The organism is Streptomyces sp. NEAU-174 (assembly GCF_052665095.1).
On sequence record NZ_JBQTCE010000018.1, the window covers coordinates 1 to 14,578 of the forward strand.

Below are 14,578 nucleotides of genomic sequence, written 5' to 3' on the forward strand. Positions count from 1 at the left end.
GTGCCGAGTAGTCAACGTTCCACCCATGAGCAACCGTGCAAGACACTTGCTTGCAGTCGGCTATGTGCTCCTTAGAAAGGAGGTGATCCAGCCGCACCTTCCGGTACGGCTACCTTGTTACGACTTCGTCCCAATCGCCAGTCCCACCTTCGACGGCTCCCTCCACAAGGGTTGGGCCACCGGCTTCGGGTGTTACCGACTTTCGTGACGTGACGGGCGGTGTGTACAAGGCCCGGGAACGTATTCACCGCAGCAATGCTGATCTGCGATTACTAGCGACTCCGACTTCATGGGGTCGAGTTGCAGACCCCAATCCGAACTGAGACCGGCTTTTTGAGATTCGCTCCACCTCACGGCTTCGCAGCTCATTGTACCGGCCATTGTAGCACGTGTGCAGCCCAAGACATAAGGGGCATGATGACTTGACGTCGTCCCCACCTTCCTCCGAGTTGACCCCGGCAGTCTCCTGTGAGTCCCCATCACCCCGAAAGGCATGCTGGCAACACAGAACAAGGGTTGCGCTCGTTGCGGGACTTAACCCAACATCTCACGACACGAGCTGACGACAGCCATGCACCACCTGTACACCGACCACAAGGGGGACCCTGTCTCCAGAGTTTTCCGGTGTATGTCAAGCCTTGGTAAGGTTCTTCGCGTTGCGTCGAATTAAGCCACATGCTCCGCCGCTTGTGCGGGCCCCCGTCAATTCCTTTGAGTTTTAGCCTTGCGGCCGTACTCCCCAGGCGGGGAACTTAATGCGTTAGCTGCGGCACGGACAACGTGGAATGTCGCCCACACCTAGTTCCCAACGTTTACGGCGTGGACTACCAGGGTATCTAATCCTGTTCGCTCCCCACGCTTTCGCTCCTCAGCGTCAGTATCGGCCCAGAGATCCGCCTTCGCCACCGGTGTTCCTCCTGATATCTGCGCATTTCACCGCTACACCAGGAATTCCGATCTCCCCTACCGAACTCTAGCCTGCCCGTATCGAATGCAGACCCGGAGTTAAGCCCCGGGCTTTCACATCCGACGCGACAAGCCGCCTACGAGCTCTTTACGCCCAATAATTCCGGACAACGCTTGCGCCCTACGTATTACCGCGGCTGCTGGCACGTAGTTAGCCGGCGCTTCTTCTGCAGGTACCGTCACTTGCGCTTCTTCCCTGCTGAAAGAGGTTTACAACCCGAAGGCCGTCATCCCTCACGCGGCGTCGCTGCATCAGGCTTGCGCCCATTGTGCAATATTCCCCACTGCTGCCTCCCGTAGGAGTCTGGGCCGTGTCTCAGTCCCAGTGTGGCCGGTCGCCCTCTCAGGCCGGCTACCCGTCGTCGCCTTGGTAGGCCATCACCCCACCAACAAGCTGATAGGCCGCGGGCTCATCCTGCACCGCCGGAGCTTTCCACCACCAGACCATGCGGTCGGCAGTCGTATCCGGTATTAGACCCCGTTTCCAGGGCTTGTCCCAGAGTGCAGGGCAGATTGCCCACGTGTTACTCACCCGTTCGCCACTAATCCCCGGCCGAAACCGGTTCATCGTTCGACTTGCATGTGTTAAGCACGCCGCCAGCGTTCGTCCTGAGCCAGGATCAAACTCTCCGTGAATGCCTCCGGGATATCCCGGTAAACACTGCACGAGAGCGGAACCACCAGAGGAATAACCCAGTGGTTCACAGCGTCCTCGCTGTGTTTTTCTTCAAAGGAACCTCGTCCACGAGTGGACGGGGTATCAACATATCTGGCGTTGACTTTTGGCACGCTGTTGAGTTCTCAAGGAACGGACGCTTCCTTCGAAACCGTTTCACCGGTTTCTCCGGGCGCTTCCCTTCGGTGTTTCACACGCTATCAGACTATTTCCGGCTCTCCGTACCCGTGTCTCTCGCAAGGCATGCGAAAGCGGATCCGAGATTTGGATCAAGTAGCTGATGGCGCCGCCCTGAACCTTGATGTGCACGCAGATGTTCGCTGTGCTTCATCCGGTGGGCAGGGATACGACAGTACAGCGCCCCGCGCGGCCGTGGCAAATCGATTCCCGGCCCGGGCACCCCCTCCTGCCTGCGCCACGTGTGCGGAATCCGTAGTTCCTATGACTTACTCTTCTGGGCAGTGCGCTGTCCGGGACAGGTGGTGACGGCGCGTGATGAATCTTCACCTCCCGGGAGGCTCCCATGACCAGCGTGACCTCACCGGTCGCCGGCCGCGTGATCGGGCTCGAAGCGGTGCCCGATCCGGTGTTCTCCGGCGCCATGGTCGGTCCGGGCACGGCGATCGACCCCGTACTCGAGCCCTTCGTGGCCGTGGCCCCGGTCGACGGCATCGTCGTCTCCCTGCACCCGCACGCGTTCGTCGTCGTGGACGGGGAGGGGCACGGTGTGCTCACCCACCTCGGCATCGACACCGTGCAGCTGAACGGTGAGGGCTTCGAGGTCCTCATCAACAAGGGGGACACCGTCAAGCGCGGTGGCGCGATCGTGCGCTGGGACCCGGCCACCGCCGTGGCCGCGGGCAAGTCGCCGATCTGCCCGATCGTGGCGCTCGAGGCCACGGCCGATGCCCTGTCCGGCGTCAAGGAGGACGTCGATGTGAAGACGGGCGACACACTCTTCGACTGGTGAGCCGGGCGTGCGCCCGGCGGCCGATGGGGACCGGGCCGGGCGGCGCACCGCGGGTACGACATCCACCATGGCGGGGTTCCGCCGTATCGACCGGGGACGGGTGACATGGAGACAACGCTGCGAGGCGTCGGCGTGAGCCACGGGGTGGCCATCGGCGAGGTGCGCCATATGGGGACGGCGGTCCTGGAGCCGCCGGCGAAGCAGATTCCGGCCGATGAGGCGCCGCGTGAGCAGGGGCGGGCGCGCCAGGCGGTGGAGGCCGTGGCGGCCGATCTGGTCGCGCGCGGCAATCTGGCGGGCGGCGAGGCCCAGGCCGTGCTCGAGGCGCAGGCCATGATGGCGCAGGACCCGGAGCTGATGGCCGATGTCGAGCGGCGCATCACCGTGGGCAGCACCGCCGAGCGCGCGGTGTACGACGCCTTCGCGGCCTACCGGGCGCTGCTGGCGGGGGCCGGTGACTACCTGGCGGGCCGGGTGGCCGACCTCGACGACGTCCGGAACCGGATCGTGGCGCGGCTGCTGGGTGTGCCGATGCCGGGTGTGCCGGACAGCGATGAGCCGTATGTGCTGATCGCGCGGGACCTCGCCCCGGCCGACACCGCGCTGCTCGACCCGACGCTGGTGCTGGGGTTCGTGACCGAGGAGGGCGGGCCGACGAGCCACAGCGCGATCCTCGCCCGTGCCCTTGGGGTGCCGGCCGTGGTCGCGCTGCCCGGTGCCGGGGATCTGGTCGAGGGCACCCTGATCGCCGTCGACGGCAGCACGGGCGAGATCTTCGTGTCCCCGAGCGAGGACAAGCGGGCCGAGCTGACGCGCGCCGCCGAGGAGCGCCGGGCCGCGCTGGCCGCCTCCTCCGGTCCGGGTGCGACGTCGGACGGGCACAAGGTGCCGCTGCTGGCGAACGTCGGCGGACCGGCCGATGTGCCGGCGGCGGTCGAGGCGGGCGCCGAGGGTGTGGGGCTGTTCCGCACCGAGTTCCTCTTCCTCGACGACAGCACTCAGGCGCCGTCGGAGGAGAAGCAGGTCACGGCCTACCGGCAGGTACTGGAGGCGTTCCCCGAGGGCCGGGTGGTGGTGCGGGTCCTGGACGCGGGCGCGGACAAGCCGCTGGACTTCCTCACCCCGGCCGATGAGCCCAACCCGGCGCTGGGCGTGCGCGGTCTGCGTACCCTGCTGGACCACCCCGAGGTGCTGCGGACGCAGCTCACGGCGCTGGCCAAGGCGTCGGAGGGACTGCCGGTCTATCTCGAGGTGATGGCCCCGATGGTGGCCGACCGGCTGGACGCCAAGGCGTTCGCGGACGCGTGCCGCGAGGCGGGGCTGCGGGCCAAGTTCGGCGCCATGGTGGAGATTCCGTCCGCCGCGCTGCGGGCGCGCTCGATCCTCCAGGAGGTCGAGTTCCTCTCGCTGGGCACCAACGACCTGGCGCAGTACACCTTCGCGGCCGACCGTCAGGTCGGAGCGGTGTCGCGGCTCCAGGACCCGTGGCAGCCCGCGCTGCTCGACCTGGTGGCGGCGTCGGCGGAGGCCGCGCAGGCCGAGGGCAAGAGCTGTGGTGTCTGCGGTGAGGCCGCCTCCGATCCGCTGCTGGCGTGTGTGCTGGCCGGTCTGGGCGTCACCAGCCTCTCCATGGGTGCGGCCTCCATTCCGTATGTGCGCGCGACGCTGGCCAAGCACACGCTGGCGCAGTGCGAGCGGGCCGCCTCCGCGGCGCGCGCGGCGGACACCGCGGAGGATGCCCGCCGGGCGGCGCAGGCGGTGTTGTCCGGCGAATGAGCCGGTGGGCTGTGAGTGCTGAGTCGTGAGCTTTGAGCTGTGAAATGTGAGCTTTGAGCCGTGGGCTGTTGATGAGGGCGTCCCGCCGGGTGGCGGGACGCCTTCGGTCATTCCGGGCGGCTGAGCGGGATGCCGGCCCGGTATTCGACGCCGTGCTCCGGAGGGATGGGTTCACCGGTCTCGGCGTCGGTGCAGTACGCGGTGAACACCTCCGCCTCGCTCAGCGGGCGCAGCCAGCCGTCCTGAAGCGCCCAGCCGCGGACCGTCTCCGGGGAGTCCGCCACGATGGTGCGCAGCACCAGGCCGCCGGCGCCGCGCAGGGCGAACCCGCAGGCCAGGACGGTGCGAAAGACCAGCCCCGAGGGCTCGGCCAGCTTCGGCGGGCCCGCTTCCCGGGCGTCGGCGTGGAGCACGGCGACCAGTGATGTGCCGTCCGCGGGCACGCTGCACACCAGATGGTGGACGCCCGGCCCGACCGACTCGACGACCGCGCGCAGCGCGGCCCCGGCGCGGTCGAACGCGGCGCGGGCGGTGGTGTCGTCGCGGCACTCCCCGTGGTGGCCGACGCGGGAGAGCAGCGCCGTGGCGTACTCCCAGGTGGCCTGCTCCTCGGCCACGCCGATGAGCCGTGGCACCAGGCGGGCGATCGGCTGGCCCTCGTAGGTGACGGTGCCGCCCGCGACGGCCAGCTCCGCCGTATAGCGCGTGCGGCTCGCGGCGGTGTCCGGGTCGAGCCGGGTGTCCGCGCAGAACTCCTCGTAGGCGACGGGGTCGAAGAGGGCGACGGTGGTGTGGACGCCCTTGGCCGCGAGCGCCTTCAGCAGCCCCTCCATCTCCCGTAGATACGCTCCGTGGTCGTCGAAGGCGAATGACTCGTAGTGCCGCATGGCCGCGAAGTCCCGCTCGTCGGCGAGCAGGGCCACGGTGCTGGGCACCTCTCTGCGGAGGGCGCGCCGGGTGGTCTGCCTCCTCGTACGCTGCCGGGTCGTCGGTTTCTGTGTCCTCGGCTTCTGTGCCTTCGGCTTTTGTGTCTTCGGCTTCTGCGTCTTCGGCTTCCTGTGCCCGCCCGGGCGGTTCCGGTGGCTCCTGCGGCCGGTGTGCGCCATGACTCCCCCTCAGCGCGGATGTTCAGTGCTCACTCACCGTAACCGGGGCCACTGACAACGCTCCGTCACCGCGGTCCCGTACCAGGTGGCGCTGGGCACCGCACATGGCGGCGAGCCCGGCGCCGAGGCCGAGCCAGCCGAGGGGGCCCGCCGCGATCGCCGCCGTCACCGCGAGCGGACCCGCACTGCGCTGGGCGGCCTGGGCCAGGCCGTGCACGCCGAGGTAGGCGCCCTGTGCGGTGGGCGGGGCGAGGACCACGGACAGCTCCCAGGAGATCGTGGCGTGCAGCATCTCCGCGACGGTGAAGGCGGTGGCGGCCAGCACCAGCGCGGTGGCCGCGAACCAGGGCGCGCCGACGGCCGAGGCGGCCAGCGCGGCCCCGCCGACGAGGAAGGCACCGGCCAGTGGCCACAGCGAGGTGCGTGCGGTGTGCGGGGTGGCGCCGAAGCGGGCGAACGGGACCTGGAAGAGCACCACGAGCAGGTTGTTGAGGACGAGCAGCAGGGGGACGAGTTGGTGCGGGGTGCTGGTGGCCGTCACGGCCCACAGCGGCAGACCGACCTTGAAGACGGAGTCGTCGAGGAAGAGGACGGCCTCGCTGGCGGTGTAGGCGAGGTAGCGGCGGTCGCGCCAGGGGGTGGGGGCGGTGGTTTCCTCGGGTGCGGGTGCAGGTGCGGGTTCCGCGGGGGCGGGTCCCGTGGGGGTGGGTGCGCCGGGTTCCGCGGGTGCGGATGTGGCCGCGATGCGGGACGCCGAGGGCGGTTCTGCGCAGCCGAGCGTGAACAGCGCGGAGGCAACGAAGGAGAGCGCGTCGCCGATCAGCAGCCAGCGGTAGACGGTGACCGTACCGCCGGTGAGTGCCGCGGCCGCCGCGAGGCCGCCGACGGCCCAGCCGACGTTCATGGCGGTGCGGCTGATGGCCTGGTAGCGGACGCGCTCGGGGCCCGCGACCCGGGTCGCGTACAGCTTGGTCAGCACGGCGGCCGCACGGTCGCCCAGGCTGCCCACCGAGGCGATGGCGAGCAGGAGCCGGAGGTCGGTGGTGGTGAGCAGGGCCAATGAGGCGGCGGCGCGCACCAGTTGGACGGTGATCAGGAGCGGGCGCAGTCTGACGCGGTCGGCGAGGAGGCCGCCGAGGGGCGGACCCGCGATGCCGATCGCTCCGGATACGGCGAGCAGCAGGCCGATCTCGGCGGTGCTGAGCCCGGCGGCGAAGGTGAAGTAGAGCGCCGCGGTCGCGCCCCACAGACCCGAGCCGATCCGGTCGACGAAGGTGACGATCAGCATGCGTCGGCCGTCCCGGCCGCCGGGGATGCGGTCGCTGAGCGCGGTGCGGCGCGTTGGCTTGCCCACCCTGGTTCCCCCTGACATTCCCGCTTGACATTCTCTTTTGTATTGATACAGAGTTACTTCTGTGGCGACACAATATGAGATCACCGGTGCGTCGGCCAAGGGGATTGCCGCGTCCGTCGAACAGGGCGTGGTGGAGGGGGCGTTGGCGCCCGGTACCGCGCTGCCCCCGGTGCGCCGGCTGGCGGAGCGCCTGGGCGTCAGCCCCGGCACCGTCGCGACCGCGTACAAGGAGCTGCGGCGGCGCGGGATCGTGGTGACCCAGGGGCGGGGCGGCACGGTGGTCGCCCCGACGCCCGCCGTCGCCTCGCGTCGCCCGCCGCCGGTGCCTGAGGGGGTGCGCGATCTGGCGGGCGGTCACCCCGATCCGGCCTTCCTGCCCGCTCTGCTGCCGACCGCCCGGCTCTCTCCCGGGGTGCGGTCGCATCGCGCCCAGCCCCGGCTGGCCGGTCTGGAGGAGCTGACCCGCGCCTGGTACGAGCGCGACGGCGTGCCGGCCGAGCATCTGACCTTCGCCCATGGCGCGCTCGACTGCGTGGCCCGGCTGCTGTCCGTCGAGCTCAGGCCCGGTGACTCCGTGGCGATGGAGGACCCCGGCTACCACCATCTGCTGGACCTCGTCCCGGCGCTGGGGCTGCGGAGCGTGCCGGTGGCCGTGGACGACGAGGGCATCCGGCCGGACGCGCTGCGGGGGGCGCTGCGGGCGGGGGCGCGTGCGGTGATCTGTAGCCCGCGTGGGCAGAACCCTTACGGGGGCTGGTTCTCGGCGGGGCGGCGGGATGCGCTGCTGGGGGTTTTGGGTGAGGCGGCGGGTGAGGTGCTGGTGATCGAGGACGATCATGCGGCGGATGTCGCGGGGGTGCCGTTGTACAGCCTTACGGCGGGGGGCAGGGGCAACACTGCGGGGGGTCCGGCGCGGTGGGCGCAGGTGCGTACCGTCTCCAAGCATCTGGGGACCGACCTGCGGTGGGGCGCGCTCGCCTGCGACCGTACGACGCTGGCGCGCCATGACGGCCGCATGCTGCTGACGTCGGGCTGGGTCAGCCATGTGCTCCAGGAGACCGTCGCCCGGCTGATGACCGACCCGGAGACCCAGGGCCTGGTGGCCTCGGCGCGGTCCGCCTACGCGCGGCGGCGTGAGGCCCTGCTGGCGGCGCTGTCGGCCCGGGGGATCGCCGCGCACGGGGCGAGCGGGATGAATGTGTGGGTGCCGGTGCGGGATGAGGCGGCGGTGGTCAACGGGTTGCGGACGCGGGGGTGGTGGGTGGCGGCCGGTGCGAGGTTTCGGCTGGCTGCGGGGGCGGGGGTGCGGATTACGACGGCGGGGTTGGGGGAGGGGGATGCGGGGGGTTTGGCGGGGGATTTGGCGGGGGTGTTGGGGGAGGCGCAGGCGACGTATGGGGGGTAGGCGGGGGTGTTTCCCCACCCCGCCCCTTCCCGAAACCGGGGCGCGGCCCCGGCCCCCGCTGGGGCTCCGCCCCAGACCCCGTTTCGGGGGCTCCGCCCCCGGACCCCCGCCGGGGCTCCGCCCCTGGACCCCGCTCCTCAAACGCCGGAGGGGCTGGATTTCGGGCACCGCCCCGGACTCCCCAAGCCCCGGAGAGGCCGGATGTGGGACACCGCTTCGAACTCCTCAAGCCCTGGAGGGGCTGGGAAGCATGCCCGAGGGGCCGGAACCTCAAGAGGTCGGGGTGGCCCCGCCCCTCTGCTGGGCCAAGCGCTCGTAATACCGCAGCAGTTCCACATCGTCCACCGACCCCGGGTTCACCGCCTTGTCCAAGGACGTGCCCTGGAGGAGGCGCTTGACCGGGACCTCGATGCGTTTGCCGGTGAGGGTGTGGGGGACGCCGGGGACCTCGATGACCTCGTCGGGGACGTGGCGGGGGGAGAGTTGGGTGCGGATGGTGGTTTTGATGCGGGTCAGGAGTTCCTCGTTCAGGGTGGCGCCGGGGGCCAGGTGGACGAAGAGGGGCATCCAGTAGCCGCCGTCGGGTTGTTCGACGCCGATGACGAGGGACTCGCGGATCTCCGGGAGACGTTCGACCGCCTCGTAGATGTCGGCGGAGCCCATGCGGACGCCCTGGCGGTTGAGGGTGGAGTCGGAGCGGCCGTGGATGATCACGGTGCCTCGGGAGGTCAGGGTGATCCAGTCGCCGTGGCGCCAGGCGCCGGGGAACATCTCGAAGTAGCTGTCGCGGTAGCGGGTGCCGTCGGGGTCGTTCCAGAAGCGGACGGGCATCGACGGCATGGGGCGGGCCACGATCAGCTCGCCGACCTCGTCGATCACCGGTTCGCCCTGCGGGTCCCACGCCTGGAGGTCGGTGCCGAGGCCGGGGGCCTGGAGTTCGCCGATGTAGACGGGGAGGGTGGGCGCGGCGCCCGCGAAGCAGCTGCACACGTCGGTGCCGCCGCTGACGGAGGCGATCCACATGTCCTCGGCCACCTCGTCGTGGATCCACCGGAAGCCGTCGGGTGGCAGGGGGGAGCCGGTGGTGGCGACGCATTTCACGGCGGAGAGGTCGAAGTCGCGGCCCGGGTGGACGTCGGCCTTGCGGCAGGCCATGACGTACGCGGCGGAGGTGCCGTAGAGCGTGGTGCCGGTGCGTTCGGCGACGCGCCACTGGGCGGCGGTGTCCGGGTAGCCGGGGCTGCCGTCGTAGAGGACGACGGTGGCGCCGACCAGCAGGCCGGACACCAGGAAGTTCCACATCATCCAGCCGGTGGAGGTGTACCAGAAGAAGCGGTCCTCGGGGCCGAGGTCGCAGTGGAGGCCGAGCTGCTTGAGGTGTTCGAGCAGGATGCCGCCCTGGGACTGGACGATCGCCTTGGGCAGGCCGGTGGTGCCGGAGGAGTAGAGCACCCACAGGGGGTGGTCGAAGGGGAGCTGTTCGAAGACCGGCTCCACCGGTTCGCTGACGATGTCGTCCCACACCAGCGTGGACTCGGGCGCGGGGGTGCCCAGCAGCGGGATGTGGACGACGGCGCGCAGGCTGGGCAGCTCGGCGCGCAGCTCGGTCACGGTGGCGGTGCGGTCGTGGGTCTTTCCGCCGTAGCGGTAGCCGTCGACGGTGAAGAGCACCACCGGCTCGACCTGCTGGAAGCGGTCCAGGACGCTGCGGGCGCCGAAGTCGGGGGCGCAGGAGGTCCATACGGCGCCGACGGCGGCGGCGGCCAGGAGGGCCACGGTGGCCTGCGGGATGTTGGGGACGTAGCCGCTGACCCGGTCGCCCGGGCGGACGCCGAGGCGGCGCAGCTCGGCGGCGACCGCGCCGACCTGGCCGCGCAGCTCGGCCCAGCTGACCGGGCGCGGGTCCTGGACCTCGTCGACGTGGAGCAGCGCGGGGTCGTCGGCGCGGGCGGGGTCCTCGGCGGCGCGCAGGGCGTGCTCCGCGTAGTTGAGGGTGGCGCCGGGGAACCACTGGGCGCCGGGCATGGTGGCGTCGGCGAGCACCCGCTCGTACGGGGTGGCGAAGCGCACCTCGAACCATTCGGCGACCGCCCGCCAGAAGGTCTCCAGCTCCGCCACCGACCAGCGGTGCAGCGCGGCGTAGCTCGCGCTCGGGTCGTCCGGGGCGGGCGCCGGGGCGCCGTGCCGCTCGGCCGCCCAGGCGTGGAAGGCGGTCAGCCGGGACCGGGCGATCCGGTCCGCGCCGGGCTGCCACAGGGGGTGCGGCCGGTGGTCGGAGTGGGCTGCGGTGGTCATGGGTGTCGGCTCCCGGGCTGTCCGCGTCGGATGTGTCCGTGGGTGGCACATCCGCCTCGTATGCGTCCGGTCGTGACGATGCCATGTGATCGACTCCCGCACCAGGGGCGCCACTCCACATCACAGGGCGGGATCATGTGCGAGGACCACAGGTGAACGGCAGTTGAACCATGTCTCTGCCGGGCGTCGGCAATGGCAGGCTGATCAGTATGGATGCGCGTGACCTGGTGCGGTCGGAGAAGCTGGTGCGGTCGGTGAGGGTGCTCTGCACCGCGCAGGGGCTGCGGTCACTGCGCTCGGCGTGGCGGCGTCGGCGTTCCGACGCGGCCGCGCTGCCCCGCCGGGGCGCCGAGCTGGCCCGGGTGCCGGGTGCGGTGCAAGGGGCCGATCCGGAGCCGGGGGGCGGGGTGGTGCGGTTCGCGCGGTCCTCGCTGCGGGTGCGGGTGACCACGGGCGGCGCGGTGTTCTGCGGCTGGGACGGGGCCGAGCCGGAGCCGTCGTACGCGCTGGACGGGCCCTGTCCGGAGGCGGACGAGCGGGCGGAGCTGGAGCCGGACACCGGTGGCGGCTGGCGGGTGGTGTCGGAGCGGGTCACGGTGATGGTGGGGCGGACCGGCACGGTGGAGGTGCGGACCCCGGGCGGGGTCGTGCTGCGGCGGGATCTGCCGCCGCGGTGGTGGGAGCCCGCCGGGACGCGGGGGCCGGCGGGGGCGGGAGCGGGAGTGGGGCCTGGGGCGGGTGCGGGTGCGGGTGCGGGCCCTGGGGCGGGTGCGAGGTCAGGGCCGGGGGCCGGAGCGGGGTCAGGGCTGGGAGCGGGGTCAGGGCTGGGGGTGGGGCTGGGGGTGGGGCTCGCGGAGCCGGGGCTGGGGCTGGGGGGCGGATCCGCCGAGCCACGGCTCGCGGGGCCGGAGGCGGGGCCGGGGTCCTCAGAGCCGGGATCCACGGAGCCGAGGTCCTCGGAGCCGGGATCCACGGAGCCGGGGTCCACAGAGCCGGGTGCGGAGCCCCGGACCGTGGATCCCGGGCTCGGGCCCGGGCTGGTCGGGGAGGGCGCACGCTGGCTCCAGCTGTCCGAAGTGTCCGCGGACGCGCGCTTCTTCGGGCTCGGCGGACGGGCCTCCGGGCCCCGGCTGCGGGACGGGGTGTACCGGCTGTGGAACACCGATCCGGGTGGCAGCTTCGAGCCGGGGGACGATCCGCTGTATCTGACCATGCCGGTGCAGCTGGTGGTGGCCGACGCGGGCACCCATCTGGTGTTCCACGACAACTCCTGGGACGGCACGGTCACCCTGCGGGAGGGCGAGGAGGGCGCGGGCTCCGGCCATGACCGGCCCGGCCGCTGCCGGACGCGGCTGGAGGGCGGCCCGCTGCGCTACTGGGTGATCGTGGGCACCACTCCGGCGCGGGTGCTGAACGGCTGGACGGCGCTGACCGGCGCCCCGGCGGTGCCGCCGCGGTGGGCGCTCGGCCATCACCACGCGCGCTGGGGGTTCCGCGACGCGGCGGAGGTCCGGCGGGTGGTGGCGGGCTACCGGGAGCGGAATCTGCCGCTGTCCGCACTGCACCTGGACATCGACCACCTCATCGGCCACCGGGTGTTCACGGTGGACGGCACGCGCTTCCCCGATCTGCCGGGGCTCGCCGCCGAACTTCTCGAGGACGGGGTGCGGCTGGTATCGATCGTCGACCCGGCGGTGAAGGCGGAGCCGGGCAACGCGGTGTACGAGAGCGGGGCGGCGGACGACGTCTTCGTGCGCGACGCCCGGGGGCGTGAGGTGCGCGGAGTGGTGTGGGCGGGCGAGTCGGTGTTCCCCGACTTCACCGATCCGCGGGTGCGCAAGTGGTGGGGCGGGCTGTACGCGGAACGGCTGGCGCAGGGTTTCTCCGGGGTGTGGCACGACATGAACGAACCGGTGTCGTTCGCCGCCTTCGGGGAGACCACGCTGCCGCGCTCGGCCCGGCACGCCCTGGAGGGCCGGGGCGGCGACCACCGCGAGGCGCACAACGTCTACGGGCTGGCGATGGCGCGGGCGGGCTACGAGGGGCTGTGCGAGCTGCGCCCCGACGAGCGGCCGTTTCTCTTCTCGCGCTCGGGGTGGGCTGGGCTCCAGCGGTACGGGGGCAGCTGGTCCGGCGACGTGGCCACGGGCTGGGCGGGGCTGCGGGCCTCGCTGTCGCTTGTGATCGGGCTGGGCCTGTCCGGGGTGCCGTATTCGGGGCCCGACATCGGTGGTTTCACCGGCTCTCCGTCGCCGGAGTTGTATCTGCGGTGGTTCCAGCTGGGCGCGTATCTCCCGCTGTTCCGCACCCATTCGGCGATCTCGGCGGGGCGGCGGGAGCCGTGGGAATTCGGGTCGCGGGTGCTGGAGCACGCGGCGGCGGCGCTGCGCGAACGGCAGCGGCTGCTGCCGTACTTCACCACGCTGGCGCAGCTGGCCGCGCGCACCGGCGCCCCGTATGTGCGGCCCGTGTGGTGGCGGACGCCGAAGGACCGGGCGCTGCGCGACTGCGAGGACGCCTTTCTGCTGGGGGACGCGCTGCTGGTGGCACCGGTGCTGGAGGAGGGCGCCCGCCGCCGCCCGGTCCGGCTGCCGCGCGGCCGCTGGTACGACACGGTGACCGGCCGGGCGTACCACGGCCCCGGGCAGGTGGTGCTGGACGCTCCCCTGTCGGGCATCCCGGTGCTGGCCCGGGCCGGTTCGGTGGTGCCGGTGGCGGCGCCCGGCGGCGGGGTGGAGCTGGAGGTGTGGACCCCGTGTGCGGGCCGCAAGGGCGCGGGCGCGGGCTCGCTGGCCGTGGACACCGGCGACGGCTGGGAAAAGCCGGAACTGCTGCGCTTCAGCACCCGGCTGCGGGACGGCGAGGTGATGATCGAGCGCGAGGGCGGCGGTGAGGTGGGCTACCCGATACGAGTACGGGGCGAGGCTCCGCCCTCCGAGGACCGCCACGCCCCCCGAGCAAGCTGACCGCGCCGCGGTCTGCCCGCTGCGCCCCGAGTGGCACGCCAGGCAGACCGCCCCGCTCCCCCGCGCCCACCCAAGTCGGCGCCCGCAGCCCAACGGCCGAAAGCCATGCCGAGCTCCCGCCGCGACGGGACCGAGGACACCCCGCAGCGCGGGCTTGTGACCGCGGGCACCGGCCGATGCGCATCCCGCGGACGCGGAGTCGCGGACACGGGCTTGTTTTCGCTTCTCCCGGTGGGATAAGTGATGGGCATGCCAAGACTCGCCGTCGCGCTGCGTGCGCTCGCTCTGCCCGTCGCCGCTCTGCTGGCCGTCGCGCCGTACACCCCGGCGCAGGCGAAGGCGGAGCCCAAGGCTCCGAAGGAGTTCGTGGCTCTCCGGGACGTCGATCCGACGATCCGGCAGGAGATCCGGTACTTCACGCCGCACAACTTCACCGGCGATCCGGTGGACGGATACCGCCGGCCGATGTGCATCCTGACCCGTCCGGCCGCCGAGGCGCTGCACCGGGCGCAGCGTCAACTGCTGCGGCGCGGCTACACCTTGAAGGTGTACGACTGCTATCGGCCGCAGCGCGCGGTGAACGACTTCGTGGAGTGGGCCAAGGATCTGGGCGATCAGCGGATGAAGGGCGAGTTCTATCCGGAGGTCGACAAGACGCGGCTGTTCGAGGACGGCTATATCGCCGAGAAGTCGGGGCACAGCCGGGGCAGCACCGTGGATCTGACGATCGCTCGGCTGCCCGCACTGCCCACGCGCCCGTATGTGCCGGGCGAGAAGCTGGTGCCGTGCTACGCGGCCAAGGAGGACCGTTTCCCGGACAACTCCGTGGACATGGGCACGGGTTACGACTGCTTCGACACGCGCTCGCATACCCTCGATCCGCGCATCAAGGGGGTGCAGCGGGCCAACCGGCTGCTGCTCAAGGGCACGTTGGAGAAGCTCGGGTTCGTCAATCTGGCCGAGGAGTGGTGGCACTACACCTTCAAGCCGGAGCTGTTCCCGGACACGTACTTCGACTTTCCGGTCTCGCGCCGCTCGCTGAGCGGCTGACCGGCTGAGCGCGC

Annotated in this window: 8 protein-coding genes and 1 rRNA gene; 5 read left to right on the forward strand and 4 right to left on the reverse strand. The window is 71.3% G+C overall.

Annotation, left to right across the window (positions count from 1 at the left end):
• Positions 1-75: 75 nt before the first annotated feature.
• Positions 76-1,602: ribosomal RNA gene (locus ACT2CW_RS39225) — 16S ribosomal RNA — on the reverse strand.
• A 563-nt stretch (positions 1,603-2,165) separates the two neighbouring features.
• Here ACT2CW_RS39225 and ACT2CW_RS39230 point away from each other — a divergent pair.
• Both ACT2CW_RS39230 and ptsP read left to right on the forward strand, forming a co-directional pair.
• The gene (locus ACT2CW_RS39230) at positions 2,166-2,612 is read left to right on the forward strand and encodes a PTS sugar transporter subunit IIA (protein ID WP_445520051.1); all 447 of its coding nucleotides are present in this window, start codon (positions 2,166-2,168) and stop codon (positions 2,610-2,612) included.
• Positions 2,613-2,717: 105 nt separating this feature from the next.
• The gene (gene ptsP / locus ACT2CW_RS39235) at positions 2,718-4,388 is read left to right on the forward strand and encodes a phosphoenolpyruvate--protein phosphotransferase (RefSeq protein WP_138912465.1); all 1,671 of its coding nucleotides are present in this window, start codon (positions 2,718-2,720) and stop codon (positions 4,386-4,388) included.
• 107 nt (positions 4,389-4,495) lie between these two features.
• On the opposite strand, the gene ACT2CW_RS39240 is transcribed toward ptsP, so the two are convergent.
• Positions 4,496-5,494: a hypothetical protein gene (locus tag ACT2CW_RS39240; protein ID WP_445520052.1), complete on the reverse strand. Its 999-nt coding sequence runs from the start codon at positions 5,492-5,494 to the stop codon at positions 4,496-4,498.
• 22 nt (positions 5,495-5,516) lie between these two features.
• The gene (locus tag ACT2CW_RS39245; RefSeq protein WP_445520053.1) at positions 5,517-6,848 is read right to left on the reverse strand and encodes an MFS transporter; all 1,332 of its coding nucleotides are present in this window, start codon (positions 6,846-6,848) and stop codon (positions 5,517-5,519) included.
• 61 nt (positions 6,849-6,909) lie between these two features.
• Here ACT2CW_RS39245 and ACT2CW_RS39250 point away from each other — a divergent pair, with 61 nt between their 5' ends.
• Complete coding sequence (locus tag ACT2CW_RS39250) at positions 6,910-8,253, forward strand: aminotransferase class I/II-fold pyridoxal phosphate-dependent enzyme (RefSeq protein ID WP_445520054.1); 1,344 nt, start codon at positions 6,910-6,912, stop codon at positions 8,251-8,253.
• 270 nt (positions 8,254-8,523) lie between these two features.
• Here ACT2CW_RS39250 and ACT2CW_RS39255 read toward each other — a convergent pair whose 3' ends face one another.
• The gene (locus ACT2CW_RS39255) at positions 8,524-10,548 is read right to left on the reverse strand and encodes an acetoacetate--CoA ligase (RefSeq protein ID WP_445520055.1); all 2,025 of its coding nucleotides are present in this window, start codon (positions 10,546-10,548) and stop codon (positions 8,524-8,526) included.
• Between the two features lie 209 nt (positions 10,549-10,757).
• Here ACT2CW_RS39255 and ACT2CW_RS39260 point away from each other — a divergent pair, with 209 nt between their 5' ends.
• Both ACT2CW_RS39260 and ACT2CW_RS39265 read left to right on the forward strand, forming a co-directional pair.
• The gene (locus ACT2CW_RS39260; RefSeq protein WP_445520056.1) at positions 10,758-13,514 is read left to right on the forward strand and encodes a glycoside hydrolase family 31 protein; all 2,757 of its coding nucleotides are present in this window, start codon (positions 10,758-10,760) and stop codon (positions 13,512-13,514) included.
• Between the two features lie 249 nt (positions 13,515-13,763).
• Positions 13,764-14,564, forward strand: coding sequence for a M15 family metallopeptidase (locus ACT2CW_RS39265; RefSeq protein WP_445520057.1), 801 nt, complete (start codon positions 13,764-13,766; stop codon positions 14,562-14,564).
• Positions 14,565-14,578: the final 14 nt, after the last annotated feature.

What these genes read in the sequence shown, in the direction of transcription:
- ACT2CW_RS39230 (WP_445520051.1), top strand. Translation starts at nt 2,166, where the DNA reads ATGACCAGCGTGACCTCACCGGTCGCCGGCCGCGTGATCGGGCTCGAA.
- ptsP (WP_138912465.1), top strand. Translation starts at nt 2,718, where the DNA reads ATGGAGACAACGCTGCGAGGCGTCGGCGTGAGCCACGGGGTGGCCATC.
- ACT2CW_RS39240 (WP_445520052.1), bottom strand. Translation starts at nt 5,494, where the DNA reads ATGGCGCACACCGGCCGCAGGAGCCACCGGAACCGCCCGGGCGGGCAC.
- ACT2CW_RS39255 (WP_445520055.1), bottom strand. Translation starts at nt 10,548, where the DNA reads ATGACCACCGCAGCCCACTCCGACCACCGGCCGCACCCCCTGTGGCAG.
- ACT2CW_RS39260 (WP_445520056.1), top strand. Translation starts at nt 10,758, where the DNA reads ATGGATGCGCGTGACCTGGTGCGGTCGGAGAAGCTGGTGCGGTCGGTG.
- ACT2CW_RS39265 (WP_445520057.1), top strand. Translation starts at nt 13,764, where the DNA reads ATGCCAAGACTCGCCGTCGCGCTGCGTGCGCTCGCTCTGCCCGTCGCC.